This is a genomic window from Galactobacter sp. (genome assembly GCF_022712295.1).
Classification (GTDB): domain Bacteria; phylum Actinomycetota; class Actinomycetes; order Actinomycetales; family Micrococcaceae; genus Galactobacter.
Genome location: NZ_JALAGT010000084.1, coordinates 1 through 13,417, shown reverse-complemented (window position 1 = coordinate 13,417; position 13,417 = coordinate 1). Strand labels below are relative to the sequence as shown.

At 67.3% G+C, this 13,417-nt stretch carries 10 protein-coding genes, 2 pseudogenes and 1 riboswitch; of the genes and pseudogenes, 4 read left to right on the top strand and 8 right to left on the bottom strand.

Translation table 11 applies throughout. The features are described 5' to 3' along the window. Together Q0A15_RS06410 and Q0A15_RS15015 are read left to right on the top strand one after the other, a co-directional pair. Window positions 1-695: MFS transporter (locus Q0A15_RS06410; protein ID WP_291278694.1), on the top strand; the 695-nt coding region annotated here is incomplete at its 5' end. A gap of 136 nt (window positions 696-831) precedes the next feature. Beyond that, a pseudogene (locus Q0A15_RS15015) lies at window positions 832-1,601 on the top strand (NAD(P)H-dependent oxidoreductase). A gap of 106 nt (window positions 1,602-1,707) precedes the next feature. Here Q0A15_RS15015 and Q0A15_RS06395 read toward each other — a convergent pair. Next, a complete protein-coding gene (locus tag Q0A15_RS06395; protein WP_291278691.1) occupies window positions 1,708-2,073 on the bottom strand; it encodes a DUF5655 domain-containing protein in 366 nt (121 codons plus the stop codon). A 340-nt stretch (window positions 2,074-2,413) separates the two neighbouring features. After that, window positions 2,414-4,096 (bottom strand): ABC-F family ATP-binding cassette domain-containing protein, encoded by a 1,683-nt coding sequence (locus tag Q0A15_RS06390; RefSeq protein WP_291278690.1) that lies wholly within the window; start codon window positions 4,094-4,096, stop codon window positions 2,414-2,416. 351 nt (window positions 4,097-4,447) lie between these two features. Here Q0A15_RS06390 and Q0A15_RS06385 point away from each other — a divergent pair, with 351 nt between their 5' ends. Then, on the top strand, window positions 4,448-4,948 hold the full coding sequence (locus Q0A15_RS06385) for a hypothetical protein (protein WP_291278689.1): 501 nt from the start codon (window positions 4,448-4,450) through the stop codon (window positions 4,946-4,948). A gap of 228 nt (window positions 4,949-5,176) precedes the next feature. Here the strand turns inward: Q0A15_RS06385 and Q0A15_RS06380 are convergent, their stop codons facing one another. The 5 genes from Q0A15_RS06380 to Q0A15_RS06360 all read right to left on the bottom strand — a co-directional run bounded on the left by Q0A15_RS06380 (window position 5,177) and on the right by Q0A15_RS06360 (window position 10,896). Further along, window positions 5,177-5,836 carry a thiamine phosphate synthase gene (locus Q0A15_RS06380; protein WP_291278688.1) on the bottom strand — a complete coding sequence of 220 codons (660 nt, stop codon included), beginning with the start codon at window positions 5,834-5,836 and terminating at the stop codon, window positions 5,177-5,179. Further along, window positions 5,833-6,648, bottom strand: a complete 816-nt coding sequence (gene thiM / locus Q0A15_RS06375) for a hydroxyethylthiazole kinase (RefSeq protein WP_291278687.1) — start codon at window positions 6,646-6,648, stop codon at window positions 5,833-5,835. Before thiM ends, Q0A15_RS06380 begins: the two co-directional genes overlap by 4 nt. Next, on the bottom strand, window positions 6,645-8,222 hold the full coding sequence (locus Q0A15_RS06370) for an MFS transporter (protein WP_291278686.1): 1,578 nt from the start codon (window positions 8,220-8,222) through the stop codon (window positions 6,645-6,647). The genes thiM and Q0A15_RS06370 overlap by 4 nt, the downstream gene beginning before the upstream one ends. Then, on the bottom strand, window positions 8,219-9,958 hold the full coding sequence (locus Q0A15_RS06365) for a bifunctional hydroxymethylpyrimidine kinase/phosphomethylpyrimidine kinase (RefSeq protein ID WP_291278685.1): 1,740 nt from the start codon (window positions 9,956-9,958) through the stop codon (window positions 8,219-8,221). The genes Q0A15_RS06370 and Q0A15_RS06365 overlap by 4 nt, the downstream gene beginning before the upstream one ends. Window positions 9,959-9,966: 8 nt before the next feature. Beyond that, window positions 9,967-10,077: riboswitch (TPP riboswitch) on the bottom strand. Window positions 10,078-10,134: 57 nt separating this feature from the next. Continuing rightward, window positions 10,135-10,896, bottom strand: a complete 762-nt coding sequence (locus Q0A15_RS06360; RefSeq protein ID WP_291278684.1) for an ABC transporter permease — start codon at window positions 10,894-10,896, stop codon at window positions 10,135-10,137. A 60-nt stretch (window positions 10,897-10,956) separates the two neighbouring features. On the opposite strand from Q0A15_RS06360, the pseudogene Q0A15_RS06355 reads away from it, so the two are divergent. Continuing rightward, window positions 10,957-11,389: pseudogene (locus Q0A15_RS06355) on the top strand (ATP-binding cassette domain-containing protein); the annotation flags it as partial. Window positions 11,390-11,515: 126 nt separating this feature from the next. Here Q0A15_RS06355 and Q0A15_RS06350 read toward each other — a convergent pair. After that, entirely contained in the window at window positions 11,516-13,366 is a 1,851-nt protein-coding gene (locus Q0A15_RS06350; protein ID WP_291278695.1) for a glycoside hydrolase family 2 protein, read from the bottom strand. Window positions 13,367-13,417 lie beyond the last annotated feature (51 nt).

The following is a 13,417-nucleotide window of genomic DNA, read 5'->3' as shown; positions in this document are numbered from 1 at the left end:
TGATCTGGGGAGAGATCGAGCTGAGGATCAATGAACCGCTCGTCGATCTACGTGTCAGTGCACGGCGGCCAGTGCTACTGACCAACCTCGCTTCGGTCGTCATGGGTTTCGCGCTCTTCGCTTCCAACGTGGTGCTACCCCAGCTTCTGACGCTGCCGCAGGTGACCGGGACGGGCCTGGGCCTGACGCTCACGGCGGCCGCACTTGTCATTGCTCCTTCCGGGCTGGCGATGATGATTGTTGCTCCTGTGGCCGGCCGGATCCAACAGAGGTGGGGAGCCAAGGCGCTGCTCATCCTCGGCGGCGTGATCCTCGCGTTGGCCTATGGCCTTGCCCTGTTCTGGCATGCGGCAGTGTGGCAGATCCTGATGGTCAGTATCGTGTTGGGCATCGGGGTCGGCCTCGGATATGCGGCCATGCCGGCACTGATCATGCAGGCTGTGCCCGTGCATGAGACAGGGGCGGCGAACGGACTCAACGCTCTGATGCGTTCGTTGGGGACCACGATCGCTGCCGCGGTGACAGGCGCGATCCTTGCCCAGTCTGTCACCACAACTGGAGGCGTGGCAGGGCCGAGCGAGAATGGCTTCCTCCTCACGCTTGCGATCGCCTTGGGCGCCGCTGTGATCAGCATCGTCATCGCGGCGTTCATCCCCACGGTGCGCGCTGTTGACGACACGGTGAAGCAATCTTGAGAGGGCGCATCGATCATCAGATCGACGTCGACGCGTCTGCAGGCCTCGCCCGCAGCGCCACCGCCATGGTGGTTTCCGCTGAAATGACGAAAGGAACCCCACGTTGACGATCTTCCATGAACCGATCCCGGGCACTGTGCTCTGGCTCTACGCCCACCCGCGTCGTGGATCCTTCAATGACCGTCTACTGCGCGCCGGGACGGAGGCGCTGTCCCAGACGAGGGAGGTGCAGGTCTCGGACCTCTATGCGCAGGGCTTCGATCCTGCCCTAGGCGAGGCCGACCTGGCTCGGCCCGAGGGTGATTGGCCAGGCAATATCGTTGACCTGTCCACCGCAGCGTACGAACAGGGCGCCCTCCCCGCGGATGTGCGGGTTGAGCAGGACAAGCTCGCACGCGCGGAGTTGCTCGTCATCCAGTTCCCCTGTGGTGGTACGGCATGCCCGCGATGCTGAAAGGCTGGTTCGACCGGGTCCTGACCGGCGGGTTCGCTCACGGTGACCTTGACCCTGTCCTCGGAGTGCCCAGACGATACGGTGACGGCGCGTTCGCTGGGCGCAAGGCGCTCATCATCGTCACTGTGGGAGAGGACGAGCGCTCCCTGGGGCTGCGGGGGATCAGCGGTGATCTGGAGTCCCTGCTCTTTCCGCTCACGCACGGGATCCTCTGGTTCACCGGCATCGAGGCTCTGGACTTGCATGTCGTCTACGACACAGACGGTCTCGACGAGTGCGGCATCGAGTCCGAACTCGACCGACTGCGTACCCGCCTGCGCAGTCTTGCCGCCGAGGAACCGCGACGCTTCCGCCGACTGGGCGACGGCGAGTATCGGGGCACGAGAGCGCTGCATGAGGACATCCTCCCCGGACGTACCGACTTGAGTATCCATCACGTCGAAGTGTGCTGAGGACGCGCCGTGGGCGGTGCTTGCCGTCAATGACTTGCCGACGGTCGACGGCGCCACGGGACTCGGCACCTTTCGTATGGTGACGGGGTGCGCAGCGTGCGCCGGTTCACTTCTGGGCGAAGTCGTATCCCTCGCGAATCAGGTCGTGGAGCCAGGCGCTTGCAGCGGTCTCCTGGGACTTCACCTCGACGTGGTGGTTCCAACGGTTGGTGCTGACCTGGGTGACATTGTGGACGTGGGGATCGTTGATTTCCTTGTCGAGCGTCACGTTGAGGTACAGGGTGCCATCGGCGGTTTTCTCGTAAGCCCACATCCAGAGGAACTTCCGTTTCACGGAGTAGCTCACTTGCGCCTTGTGCTCGGTGTTCACCGGTCCGAGGCTCTGCGTGAAGTCCGCGATGGAGCCGAAATACGACTGCGTCGTTGGCTTGTCGGTGAAGTCGCACGTCATCTTGTTGGATTCGCTGGCCATCGGATCTCCAACGGGTTGGTGGCGGTAGGTGCCGAACAGGCTACGCCGATACGGCTGACTTCGGGGCGGAAGACTGACAGTCGACTGGCAACTTCACCACAGCCCGCGGACAGGGAGGCTGCGTAGTGTCGTAGACACCTCAAAGGGTGCGAGTGATGACAACGGAAGGCCCCAGACCGGTTCGCCGATCTGGGGCCTCTCGTATGTCCGGGTCACGTCTCTCTGGCCTTTGACTCGTGGCCGGGGACCCCGCTTCCATGGGATTCGCGCCGACTCGGAGCGAATCCCACGAAAGCCTGGTCCCGACCGGTAGGCACGTCCACCAGCGCGGCCAGAGGACTCAGCCCTCGCTCACAACTCCCAAACCCAACCGGGGCCAGGCGGCGGCGTCCCGCAGGAACTGCCGATCGTGGGAGGAGACCACTACCGCTGCCGCAGTGGCCTGCAGCGCCTCGGTGAGTTCATCCACCAGCGCCATGGACAGGTGGTTCGTCGGTTCGTCCAGCAGCACCACGTGCGGACGCCCGGCCAACGTCATGGCCAGATCCAGCCGTCGCCGCTGCCCCACGGACAGATGCTCCACCGGGAGCCCGGCCTCGCGGGAACGCAGCAGCCCCAACTGGGACAACCCGACTGCGTCGCCGGCGGCCAAAACGCCACGAGAGACCAGCGACTCCACGTACTCCGAGTACACCTGGGCCGCCCGCCTCCCACGCGGCAGTGAACTCTCCTGACGCAGCCAACCCAGCCGAACGCCGTCGGGCATGTGGACACGGCCGGAGGCCGGGGCGACGTCCCCGGCTGCGAGGCCGAGCAGCGTGGACTTGCCTGCCCCGTTGGGGCCGGTCACGAGCAGGCGCTCGCCGGAAGCCAGCGCGAAGGACACTGGCTTGCTCAGGCGCCCCGGCGCGGAAACGTCGGCGACCTCGAGCACCGTCCCGGAGCGGCCGGGCAGATCGGGGAAGTGCAGCACTTGTGGAGGCTCGGGAGTCGTGATGGCGTGGGCCTCGAGTGCGGCCTGCCGGCGATGCACGCTGCGCACCGTACCGTCCGCCCGCGTGGCCCTGCCGTGTTTCGGCGAACCCTTCTCTGGCCGCCATCCGGAGACGAGACGATTCTGCGCGGCAGCAAGGTCCTGTTGCAGCCGGGTGTGTTCGGCCTGCTGGGTGCGATACTCCTGCTCCCACCGGGCCAGGTCAGCGGTGCGAGCCGCTCGATACTCCGCGTAGCCGCCGCCGTGGATCCGCGGCCGAGCATCTGGCGTGGGATCCAGATCCACGAACGTCTCGACGATGTCCTGCAGCAGCGCGCGATCGTGACTGACCACCACCACGCCGCCCCGACGCGCCCGCAGCTGCGATGTCAGGAAATCCAGGCCGGCTGCGTCGAGGTGATTGGTCGGCTCGTCCAGCAGCAGGAAGTTGTGGCTCGCGCCGAGCAGACACGCCAGCCGCACACGGTGACGCTGCCCCACGGACATGGTCGCCAGCGTGCGCTCGCGGTCGGTGATCGCGCTGAGCGATTCGAGTGCCACCTGCACACGGCGTTGCGCGTCCCAGGCGTCCAGCGCTGTGGCCTCCTCCAGAGCGGCCGCGTACTCGTCCTCGGCCGAAATGCCCGACGGCGCGTGCCCGTGGTGCGTTGTCGTCTCGCCTTCGGCGAGGGCCGCGGTGGCGGCCTCGAAGCGTGCCAAGGCGGACCGTTCGGGCGCAATGGCTTGATCCACGACGTCGGCCACCGTGTCTGCGGAGGTCGGCAGTTCCTGATCCACGACGGCCATGGAACCATGCGCGCGGACGGTTCCGGAGGAGGGTGGGAGGGACCCGGCAAGGACCTTCAGCAGCGTCGACTTGCCGCGGCCGTTCTCACCGACGATTCCGATGCGCGAGGTGGGGACGACCGTCAGGTCAACGCCGTGGAGGATGCGGCTTCCGCCGAGGAGAACATCCACGTCGGAGAGCGCCAGTTGGGCCTGGTCGGTCTGGACGTGGGCGCGCTTGGACAGGGGAAAGGAGGTATGCATGTTTGGTTCTTCTTCAACGTGTTGGCACGCGCATCCGGGCGCGAAAAAGCCGCGGGATTGAGGCGTGCTGGACGGGATCCGCCCGGAATCACCGGGGGATGAGTGCGCTTGACCCTGCGCCGACGAATGTGTCAGGCGCTGCGGGTCGCGATCCCGTCTCAGAGGAAGAACAAATGCATGTGGACCAGCGTAGCGGGATTCGACGTGGTCTGTCAGGTGGACGAGGCGAGAACCACGTCCGGTCCGGGATCCAGGTTGCGTTCACTTTTCCTTTTGCCGATTGGCACCTTGAGCACAGGTTCTGACAAGGTCCGCTCTGTAATGTCGAAGACACCTCAAAGGGTGCGAGTGATGACAACGAGGAGCCCCCGAACCGAATGGTTCGGGGGCTCCTCGCATGTCCGGATGCAGGCGGGCACCCCTGAGAGTGCGCTCGGATCAGGCCTGGTTGATGCGCACCTGATGGATGTCGAAGCCCTGGTTCAGGACGTTTGGTTGGCGGACCCTGCCGGCCCGGCGAGCACCGGGACCACGCACGCGGCGGGTCCTGTCGGCGTTGACCCATCGACATCGGACAATATGAACGCAACGCTGCGGGCCGCGCTGTCCCTCATCGTGGACGGGCTCGGCAAGCGCCATGGCGATGGGGAACCGCTGCCGCCGCAGCTGGAACGCGATGCACAGGACGAGTGGCAGCTCGCTGAGGAGGAACTGGCCAGGCTCATCGCGCTGCGCAAGCGGACCCAGCGCACGCTGAAGGACCTGGAGAAACGAGAAGCCAAGGCCCGCGCGGCACGGGACAAGGCAAAGATCGTGGCCAAGGAGGCGGCCAAGGCCACGAAACGGTCCTGACGTTCAGGCAGCGTTCACCGAGTGTTCCGGGATCTGGCAACCAGGGCACAGTTTCTGGCCAGGTGCGCTCTGTACTGTCGAAGACACCTCAAAGGGTGCGAGTGATGACAGCGAATGGCCCCGACCGATGCCGGTCGGGGCCATTCGTATGCCCAGTGCAGGAACAGAGCCAGTGCACGCAGGAGCAGAGCCGGCGCAAGAATCTCCATGCAGCAGCTCCCGGAGCGGTCAGTCGGAGAAACCGGCCAACACCTGAGTCACCACCGCGCCCGGGGCGGGAGCCTCCATGATGGCTCGCACCAAGGCGACACCAGCCACTCCGGTCGCGGCCAACGCAGGCACGTCGGCCGGTTGCACGTCCCCGATCGCGACCAGCGGAACCTGCGACAGCCCCACCAGGTCCGGGTAACCCTCCAGGCCCAGGGCCACCCGTGCGGAGGCCTTGGTGGGGGTGGGGCGGAACGGACCGCAGCCGATGTAGTCGATCACGTCGGCAACCTCGTTGGCCCGCTGGACCAGTTCCCGCGTCCCCGTGGTCAACCCGATGATCGCGTCAGACCCCAACATCTCCCGAGCCGCCGCAACCGGCAGATCCGTCTGCCCCAGATGTGCACCGTGCACGGCAGCCCCGGCGCGCCGAGCCGCGAAGGCCACATCCGCACGGTCATCCACCAGCACCCGCGTGGACGGGGCCACGGCGGCGACCGCAGCGGCCACCTCGGTCACCAGGTCCAACAAGGCCGCAGCCGAGAGATCCTTGGCGCGCACCTGCACCACGCCGGCGCCCGCAGCGGCCGCCGCAGCAGCCGCGGACACCGTGTGCCGGTCACTGCCGGACGTCACCAGGTAGCAGCGGTAATCCACCTCTGCCTCGACGAGATCACTCATGAGTCCTGCCCCCGTTCCGCCAAAGTCTGGGCCTCCGAGCCCACGTGGTCCAGTGCGTCCAGTAGTTCCACCCGGAAACTCCCGGGCCCTGTGGCTCGGGCTGCGGCGCGTTCGCCCGCCACGTTCAGCCAGATCGTTGCCGCCACGGCGGCGTCGAACGGGTGGGACACCACGGCACATGCGGCCGTCAGAGCCCCGAGCAGGCAGCCGGTTCCGGTGACCCGGGTGAGCATGGGGTCGCCGCGCTGAATGCGCACCACATGCCCGGGGGAGGATCCGTCAACCAGCAGGTCCACGGCGCCGGACACGGCCACCGTGCCGTGAGTTCGCGCGGCGATCTCCTCCGCCGCCCTCCGGGCCGTATCGGGGGAGTCGGATGTGTCCGCGCCGCGCCCACCGCCCGCACCCAGAAGGGCCAGGATCTCCGAGGCATTCCCGCGCACCACGGAGGGTGCGGACGCCACCAGGTCTCGCGCCATGGCGGTCCGGATCGGCGCCACTCCGATGGCGGTCGGGTCCAGCACCCACGGATGTCCGGCCTTGCGTGCGGCCTTGACCGTCTGCGGGATCCCGTCCATCGCGTCGGTGCTGAGCGTCCCGAAGTTCACGCTCAACGCGTCCGCGACGCTGGTGACCACGGGCGCTTCCTGGGCGGTCTCCGTCATCATGGGGCGTACACCGGCGGCCAACAACCCGTCCGCCACGATGCTCATCGACACCGTCGCACTCACGCAGTGCACCATCGGCGCGCGCTGCCGAACTGCCGCGATGATCGGCGCGGCTCGGTTCAGGTCAGGATCGCCAGAATTCATCGTGTCTCCTCAACGCTTCCAATGCCCGACGACGCGTGCCCGCCGTCCGCATTCCCGGCGCCTTCGGCGCCGGTCCCGGCCGAGGCGACGGGTTGCAGGGAAGCCTGGGACCCCGCGTCGGGCAGTGCTGCCTCGTCGGTCTCGGCCGTGCTGGGCGCACCGGTTGAGGTGCGCGATTCCACGACCCGGTGGGCCACGGTGTCGATGTCCGCGTCCTGGTCCGCAGGGGAGAGTCGAGGCCCGCACAGCGCGCCGACGATCACGAGGATCCCTCCCAAGGCCACGAAGCCCATCACGGCGGCCCTGGGTCCCATCCAACTTTCCAGCCATGGAAGGTAGAAGGGATAGAGGGCCGGCAGGATGAGGGAGAGGCTGTAGGCGGAGCCGTAGCCGGTTGAGCGCAGCCGGGCAGGGAAGAGTTCCGAGAGGTACGAGGCCACCGGCCCGTAGGCCGCGACCGTGGCCACCTGCAGCACCGCGGCCAGCAGTGCCGCCGTCCACAGCGAGGTCGAGTTGATGGCGGTCCACCAGAGTACCGGGCCCAACACGGAGGCCGACGCTCCCCAGAGGACAAAGAGCTTGCGGCGCCCCGTGAAGGAGGAGAGGTGCCCGGCCACGGCCATGAACACGGCCTGAGCCACCGAGGCGCACCCCATGGCGATGCCGACGCCCGTTGGGGGAAGGCCCGCGTCGGAGGCGAGTCTCGATGTGAGGATGATGACCGTGGAGTTGGTCAGCAGCCAGAGGCCGGTCATGAGGATGAAGGCCGTCCAGAACGGCTTGGCCCAGCGTCCGGCGAGCAGGTCCCGGAGGCTGACCTTGCGCGGGTGAGTCGTGGTCCCTGCCGTGCTCCGGGCACGTGCGTTCGTGGTCGAGACGGAGTCCGGGGCGACCTCGGCGCGGGCTTCTTGGTCAGCCTCGGCGTGGGCCCGATGGAAGTTCGGCGCGTCCGTGACGTTGCGGCTGTAGTAGACCAGCATGCCGAGGGAGAGCAGGGCGCCGAAGACGAACATGGCCCGCCAACCCCACAGTGCGTAGGTGTCGGGTCCCAGCCAGAGGATCATCGCGGCGGTGCAGAAGGCGATGGCGGCCTGAGCCCATGCGGCCATGGAGAGGATGAGTCCGCTCATGAGTCCGCGCTTGCGCGGCTTGGACCATTCCATGGCCAGGGGGATCGCGGCCGAGTACTCCCCGGCCACGAAGATGCCGCCGAGGAAACGCAGTACAAGGATGCAGGCGATGGTGCCTCCGCCCAGCAGTTCATGCGTGGGCATGGCCGCGATGAGCAGGGCACACAGTGCGGTGCCCGCGATGGCGATCCTGGTGGTTGCGGTTCGGCCGAGCCTGTCCGCGATCCGGCCGAAGATCACCCCACCCAGCGGACGTCCAAGCATCATGGCGATGACGATGACCGCACCTGCGCTCGCCGCGACACCGGGGCCGGCCACCACCGCCAACGCGGGAGAAAGGGCGGTCAGCGGAAGGAAGACGTGGATGTTGTCGATCCAGTTGCCCACCACACCGGCGCGGAGGGCCGCGCGGCCGGAACGGGGCATGGTGTTTGGGGTGCTCATCGGGCGGCCTCCGGTTCAGCGGTGTCGAGTGTGGAATCCACCCGCAGTGCTTGGTCGAAGAACTCAGCCTCGTGCCAGCATGCTGTCAAATAGGCGCGGGCGGCCGCCGCGCGTTCCGACGGGCTCGCGGAGTCCAGGAGGCGCTCCACGTGCTCCACCGCGGTGCGGGTGGACTCCATGAACGCGGGGTCCGCATAGGTGCCCAGCCAGGCGGCGTACGGGTGATCCTCAGAAACCGTTGGGATCGCCGCACCGACCTCCGCGTAGAGCCAATAGCAGGGAAGCACCGCGGCGGCGCCAACCACATGGCCGTCGGTGGCCGCCCTGGCCAGGAGGAAGTCCACGTAGGCGCTGGTGACCTCGGACGCGGACGGCGCGCCCACGGCGTTCGGCTCGGCACCAGGAGCGCCGGTGCCGCCGAGCCACGACCGATGCAGCTCGGCCTCGGTCAGATGGGCCTCAGCGGAACCGGAGGCCCAGAACGCGCCCTCCGCAGGATCCTGCGCGGTGGCGGCCACGAGCGCCAACGCCCGCGAATACGTGGCAAGGTACAGGGCGTCCTGCGCCAAATAGAAGGAGAAGGACTCCTGCGGCAGCGTGCCGGAGACCAGCTGCGCCACGAAGTCACCGTCATGGACCTGCCGCGTGATGTTGCTCCCCGCACGCCACAGTGCGGCCGTCCATGGCCCGGCGGGCGCGATGCTGAACGCCGCAGGGGTCACGCCTGCGGCTAGCTCTGCCGGATCGTCGAGCATCGGTGGCACAACATCCGCCGCCGTCCGGGCGCTCACGGTGCCCGCCGCGCCCAACCGCCGAAGGCGATGCCCATGGTCCACTGGACCGTTTCCGGACCCGACCCGCAGCGCGGATCCGTGGCCTATGGCCTCACGCAGCCAGCGGGTCGCCCAGGTCAGCGCCGACTCCGGAGTATTGCCCGAGCCGAGGAGCGTGGCCAGGGCGGAGGAGAGCGAACAGCCAGTGCCATGGGTATTGGTGGTGTTCACTCGCGTGCTTGGCACATCGATGATAGTCCCGTCCGGGGACACCCAGAGGTTGTTCGTGGCCGCCGACTCCAGATGGCCGGTCTTCACGATGACGCTCACGCCGGTGCGCTCGGCCCAACGTTGGGCCTGCGCCACTGCGCTCGCAGCATCCGTGGCCACGGCTTCCTGGGTCAGTACTGCGAGCTCGTGGAGATTGGGGGTGATCACGGTGGCGCGAGCGCAGAAGGTGCGCATGGCCTCCTCTGCTTCCGTATCGAGGAGGCGATCACCGGAACTGGCGACCATGACCGGGTCCACCACGAGGACTCGAGGATGCTGCTCCTCCACCCAAGCGGACACCGCAGCAATGATCTCCGTGGTGGCGAGCATCCCGGTCTTGACGGCATCGATGGTCACATCGTCCGAAACCGAGTTCAGCTGTTCGGTGAGGAACTCGGGGTCCGGCGTGTGGATCGAGCGCACCCCGTGGGTGTTCTGGGCAACGAGTGCGGTCACCACCGACATCCCATAACCGCCAGCGGCAGTGATGGATTTCAGATCGGCCTGGATTCCGGCGCCACCGGTGGGGTCGGTGCCTGCGATGGAGAGAACGCGGGGCAGTGAACCACGCGCGGCGGTGCCGTCGCGGTCCGCGGCACTGGCAGCCACACCGTCGGACAACGAAGCGGCAGCCGAGCCGGATCCCGCCCGTGGCCTTGTTTCGGGCACGCCAACGGGCGCGAGAGTGGGCATGGGGGCATGAGGAGTCACTGGGACATCCCTTCGCTAGTACGAACTAGATCAGGTTCCACGGGTTTGATCTCAGCGCGTTGCCGATCCGATGTCGGCCGAGCGCACCCCGTGTCCGGGACCGAGTCTGGCATGTACGCGGCGGCGGTCCCCAACTGTGACGAGCCTCGATGCAACGTTCAGCCCTTGGTCGTTTCCTCCGGCACGGGCAGCAGCGGCGAACGTGCCGCCCACCAGGTCGCCACCGATGACGTGACCACTTGGGTCAGCAGGATGCCCACCAGCACGATGACCTGGAAGATCGCGGCCCCTACGGGGGAGGCCCCGCCGAAGAGGGCTCCCACGAAGGCGCCGGGCAGCGTGACGAGTCCCGTGGAACGGGTCTGGTCCAGGTTGGGCACCAAGGCCTCGTGAATCGCTTTGACGCGCAGCTCCGCCACGGATTGGGGCGGCGTGGCCCCGAGCGCCAGCCACGCCTCCACCTCGGGGCGCCTGGTGTCCAGTAGGTTCCCGAATTGGCGAAGGCTGAGGGTCGAGGCCGTCATGGCATTGCCGATGAGGATGCCGCAGATGGCGATCACCTGCTCCGAGGTCCGGTCCACGATGCCGGTGGCCAGGATGATGGACACCGAAACTGCGGGACCCGCCAGGATGCCGAGAAGTGCGGCCACCCGGCCGCGCGGAAGCCGCTTGGCCCGCCCCGCCCCGGTGAGGGACGCCGTGGTCAGCATCAAGGCCACGAACAGGACCAGCGCCCACCACCACTGCAGTACGGCTCGCAGCAGGAGCGCGACCATGCACAGCTGCAGGACGGCCCTCCCCACCGCGGTCCAGACGCGCAGGTCCAGCCCGACGTGCTGAGCTCGCAGCAAGGCGGCAGCCACCAGCACCATCGAGGACAGAGTGGCGCCGAGCAGTAACCAGCCGGCGACGTCTGGCACGAGATCTCCTTCGGGGCGAGCGGGACGAGTCCGGATGCGTTCCGTCCGCCTCCATTCTGGTCCCTGGAGCGGGTGGAACTCACGGAATACGCCGATCGGCGTATCGGGCAGCTCTCCGGAGGCCAGAAGCAGCGCGCCTTCGTGGCCAGGGGATCGCCCAGGGCGCGCGCATCATGCTGCTTGACGAACGGTTCGCCGGTGTGGACAAGCGCAGTGAGGCCACGACCGTAGGTCTGCTGAGGGAATTGGCGGCCGGCGGGGCCACCCTCCTGGTCTCCACTCACGATCTGCATGCCCTACACGACCTGGCCGACGAAGCGGTCCTGCTCCTGCGCCACGTCCTGTTCCAGGTTCGGTGGCCGAGGCCCTGCAGGGGCCGCGGCTGGACCAGGCCTTCGGCCTGGACCTCGGCGTCGACGGCCAGGCGAAGACCCGACGGGAGCCGGAACGCGGCGTCGGGCACAAGAGAAACAACGAGGGGAGCGCGGCATGAGTCTCTGCGATTTGTTCACCCAACCGATTCGGACGGATGCTGATCATTGCACCGATCATGTCAGCCGTGTGTTGCGTGGTCGGGAAACTCAGGCGGAAGGGGCCTCGCCGCCAGGGGGAGACGGACTCAAGGCCTCCCGGTCGAAGGACGTGATTCGAAGGCAGCAGGCTTGACCTGCACCTCGCGGATGCGGTCCACGTCCAACTTCTCCGAGCGATCGAAGCGGTAGATCCCGTTCTCCTCCTGGAACACGTCCGTCAGCTGCGTGTAGCAGTAGCCGAACATCTCCGGGTCCTGCAGCAGGGCGTCGGTGAGTCCGGCAAAGCGGGCGTGGAATTCGTCCTCGTCCACCACGCGGTCGCCGTAACCCCACGAGCCGTCGATGGTGTTCTCACCGTTGGTCTCGGCCGCCGCGGCGCGCGCCTGAGCAGCGGTCTCAGGATTCCACCAAATGCCGCCGTACTCCGAGACGAAGTAGGGCTGACCCTGGTACGGGTAGGACCACGGCGCGCGTTCGGATCGGTTGATCCAGGGGTCCTCGTGGGCCAGCCCACCCACCAGGCGCCGGAACTGCTCGGGGTCCTGCTCGTAGAGGTGGGAATCGTAGACGTCGGTCTCCCTCACGCGGTGCGAGTAGCCGGACGCGTCGATGACCGGTCGGGTCGGGTCTGCCAGTTTGGTCGCAAGGAACATCGCTGTGGTGACGTCGTCCAACGAGGTGATGCGATCGTGCAGGTCCTGGAAGGTCTCGTTCAGTGGGCACCACCCGATGATGGACGGATGCGAGTAGTCCCGCTGCACGGCTTCCAACCACTCGGACACGAAGGACCGCGTGGGGTGTTGGTAGTTGCCCGGATTGCCCTCACCGTTGACACCCCAATCGCCGAACTCGCCCCAGACGAGGTAACCCAGGCGGTCTGCGTGGAAGAGATAGCGCTCCTCGAAGACCTTCTGGTGCAGGCGGGCTCCATTGAATCCCGCACGCATCCCCAACTCGATGTCGTGGACCAATGCGGCGTCTGTCGGGGCCGTCATGAGCGATTCCGGCCAATAGCCTTGGTCCAGCACCAGCCGCTGGAATACGGGCTCACCGTTGAGCCGGATGGCACGCCCCTCCAAGGCCACCGAGCGCAGACCCGCGTAGGAATGGATGCTGTCCAGAGCTGAATCGTCGGCATCCAGTAGTTCGACGTCCATGCCATAGAGGAACGGATCCTGCGGTGACCACGTGCGAACCCGGTTCTCGGGGAGGCGGACTGTGAGGCTCGGTGCCAGGTCCAGGTCGGCGCGGACCGAGTCCGTGGCTACGGGCCCGGACTCGTCGGTGACCGTCACCCGCAGCTTCGAGCCGGGTCGGTTGGCGTTGACCGGGACCGTGACCTCGAAGGAGTTCGAGGCGAGGTTCGGCGTGATCCGGGGGCGGCGCATGTGTGTGGCCGCGACGGGTTCCACCCACACGGTCTGCCAGATGCCCGTGGTGCGGGTGTAGTTGCAGTGAGAGTTCTGGTACCAGGTGGCCTGCTTGCCCCTGGCCTGCGGTCCCCAGCGGTGGTCGCGGGCGCGGACCACGATGACGATGCTGTCGCCGGCCTTCGCCACCCCGTGCAGGTCCGCGGTGAAGGGGGTGAAACCTCCGCGGTGGCGTGCCACCTCGGTTCCGTTGGCCCACACGGTGGTGTCGTGGTCCACCGCGCCGAAGTGCAGCAGGACGTGGTGGTCGTCGCCGTGGCGCGACCAGTCTGCGGGGATGGTGACCTCACGGCGATACCAGACTGCCTCCATGAAGTCGGTGTCCTCGATACCGGACAACTGCGACTCCGGGGCGAAGGGGACCACGATCGAGGTCTCAAGTTCGTTGTTCACGAGTCCGCGTTCCCATCCGGAGTCCCCGCGGTCCAGTTCAAAGCCCCAGTCGCCGTTGAGGTTCAGCCAGTCCTGGCGCACGAATTGCGGGCGGGGGTATTCGGGGCGGGGCACGTCAGTTGCGGTTCCCGCGGTGGTGAGGCCCGCCGAGGGTGGGTCGAGATG

Excerpts from the sequence above, each read along its gene's own strand:
- Q0A15_RS06365 (WP_291278685.1), bottom strand. The coding sequence starts at position 9,958 with ATGCCCACTCTCGCGCCCGTTGGCGTGCCCGAAACAAGGCCACGGGCG.
- Q0A15_RS06385 (WP_291278689.1), top strand. The coding sequence starts at position 4,448 with ATGACAACGAGGAGCCCCCGAACCGAATGGTTCGGGGGCTCCTCGCAT.
- Q0A15_RS06380 (WP_291278688.1), bottom strand. The coding sequence starts at position 5,836 with ATGAGTGATCTCGTCGAGGCAGAGGTGGATTACCGCTGCTACCTGGTG.
- thiM (WP_291278687.1), bottom strand. The coding sequence starts at position 6,648 with ATGAATTCTGGCGATCCTGACCTGAACCGAGCCGCGCCGATCATCGCG.
- Q0A15_RS06370 (WP_291278686.1), bottom strand. The coding sequence starts at position 8,222 with ATGAGCACCCCAAACACCATGCCCCGTTCCGGCCGCGCGGCCCTCCGC.
- Q0A15_RS06395 (WP_291278691.1), bottom strand. The coding sequence starts at position 2,073 with ATGGCCAGCGAATCCAACAAGATGACGTGCGACTTCACCGACAAGCCA.
- Q0A15_RS06390 (WP_291278690.1), bottom strand. The coding sequence starts at position 4,096 with ATGCATACCTCCTTTCCCCTGTCCAAGCGCGCCCACGTCCAGACCGAC.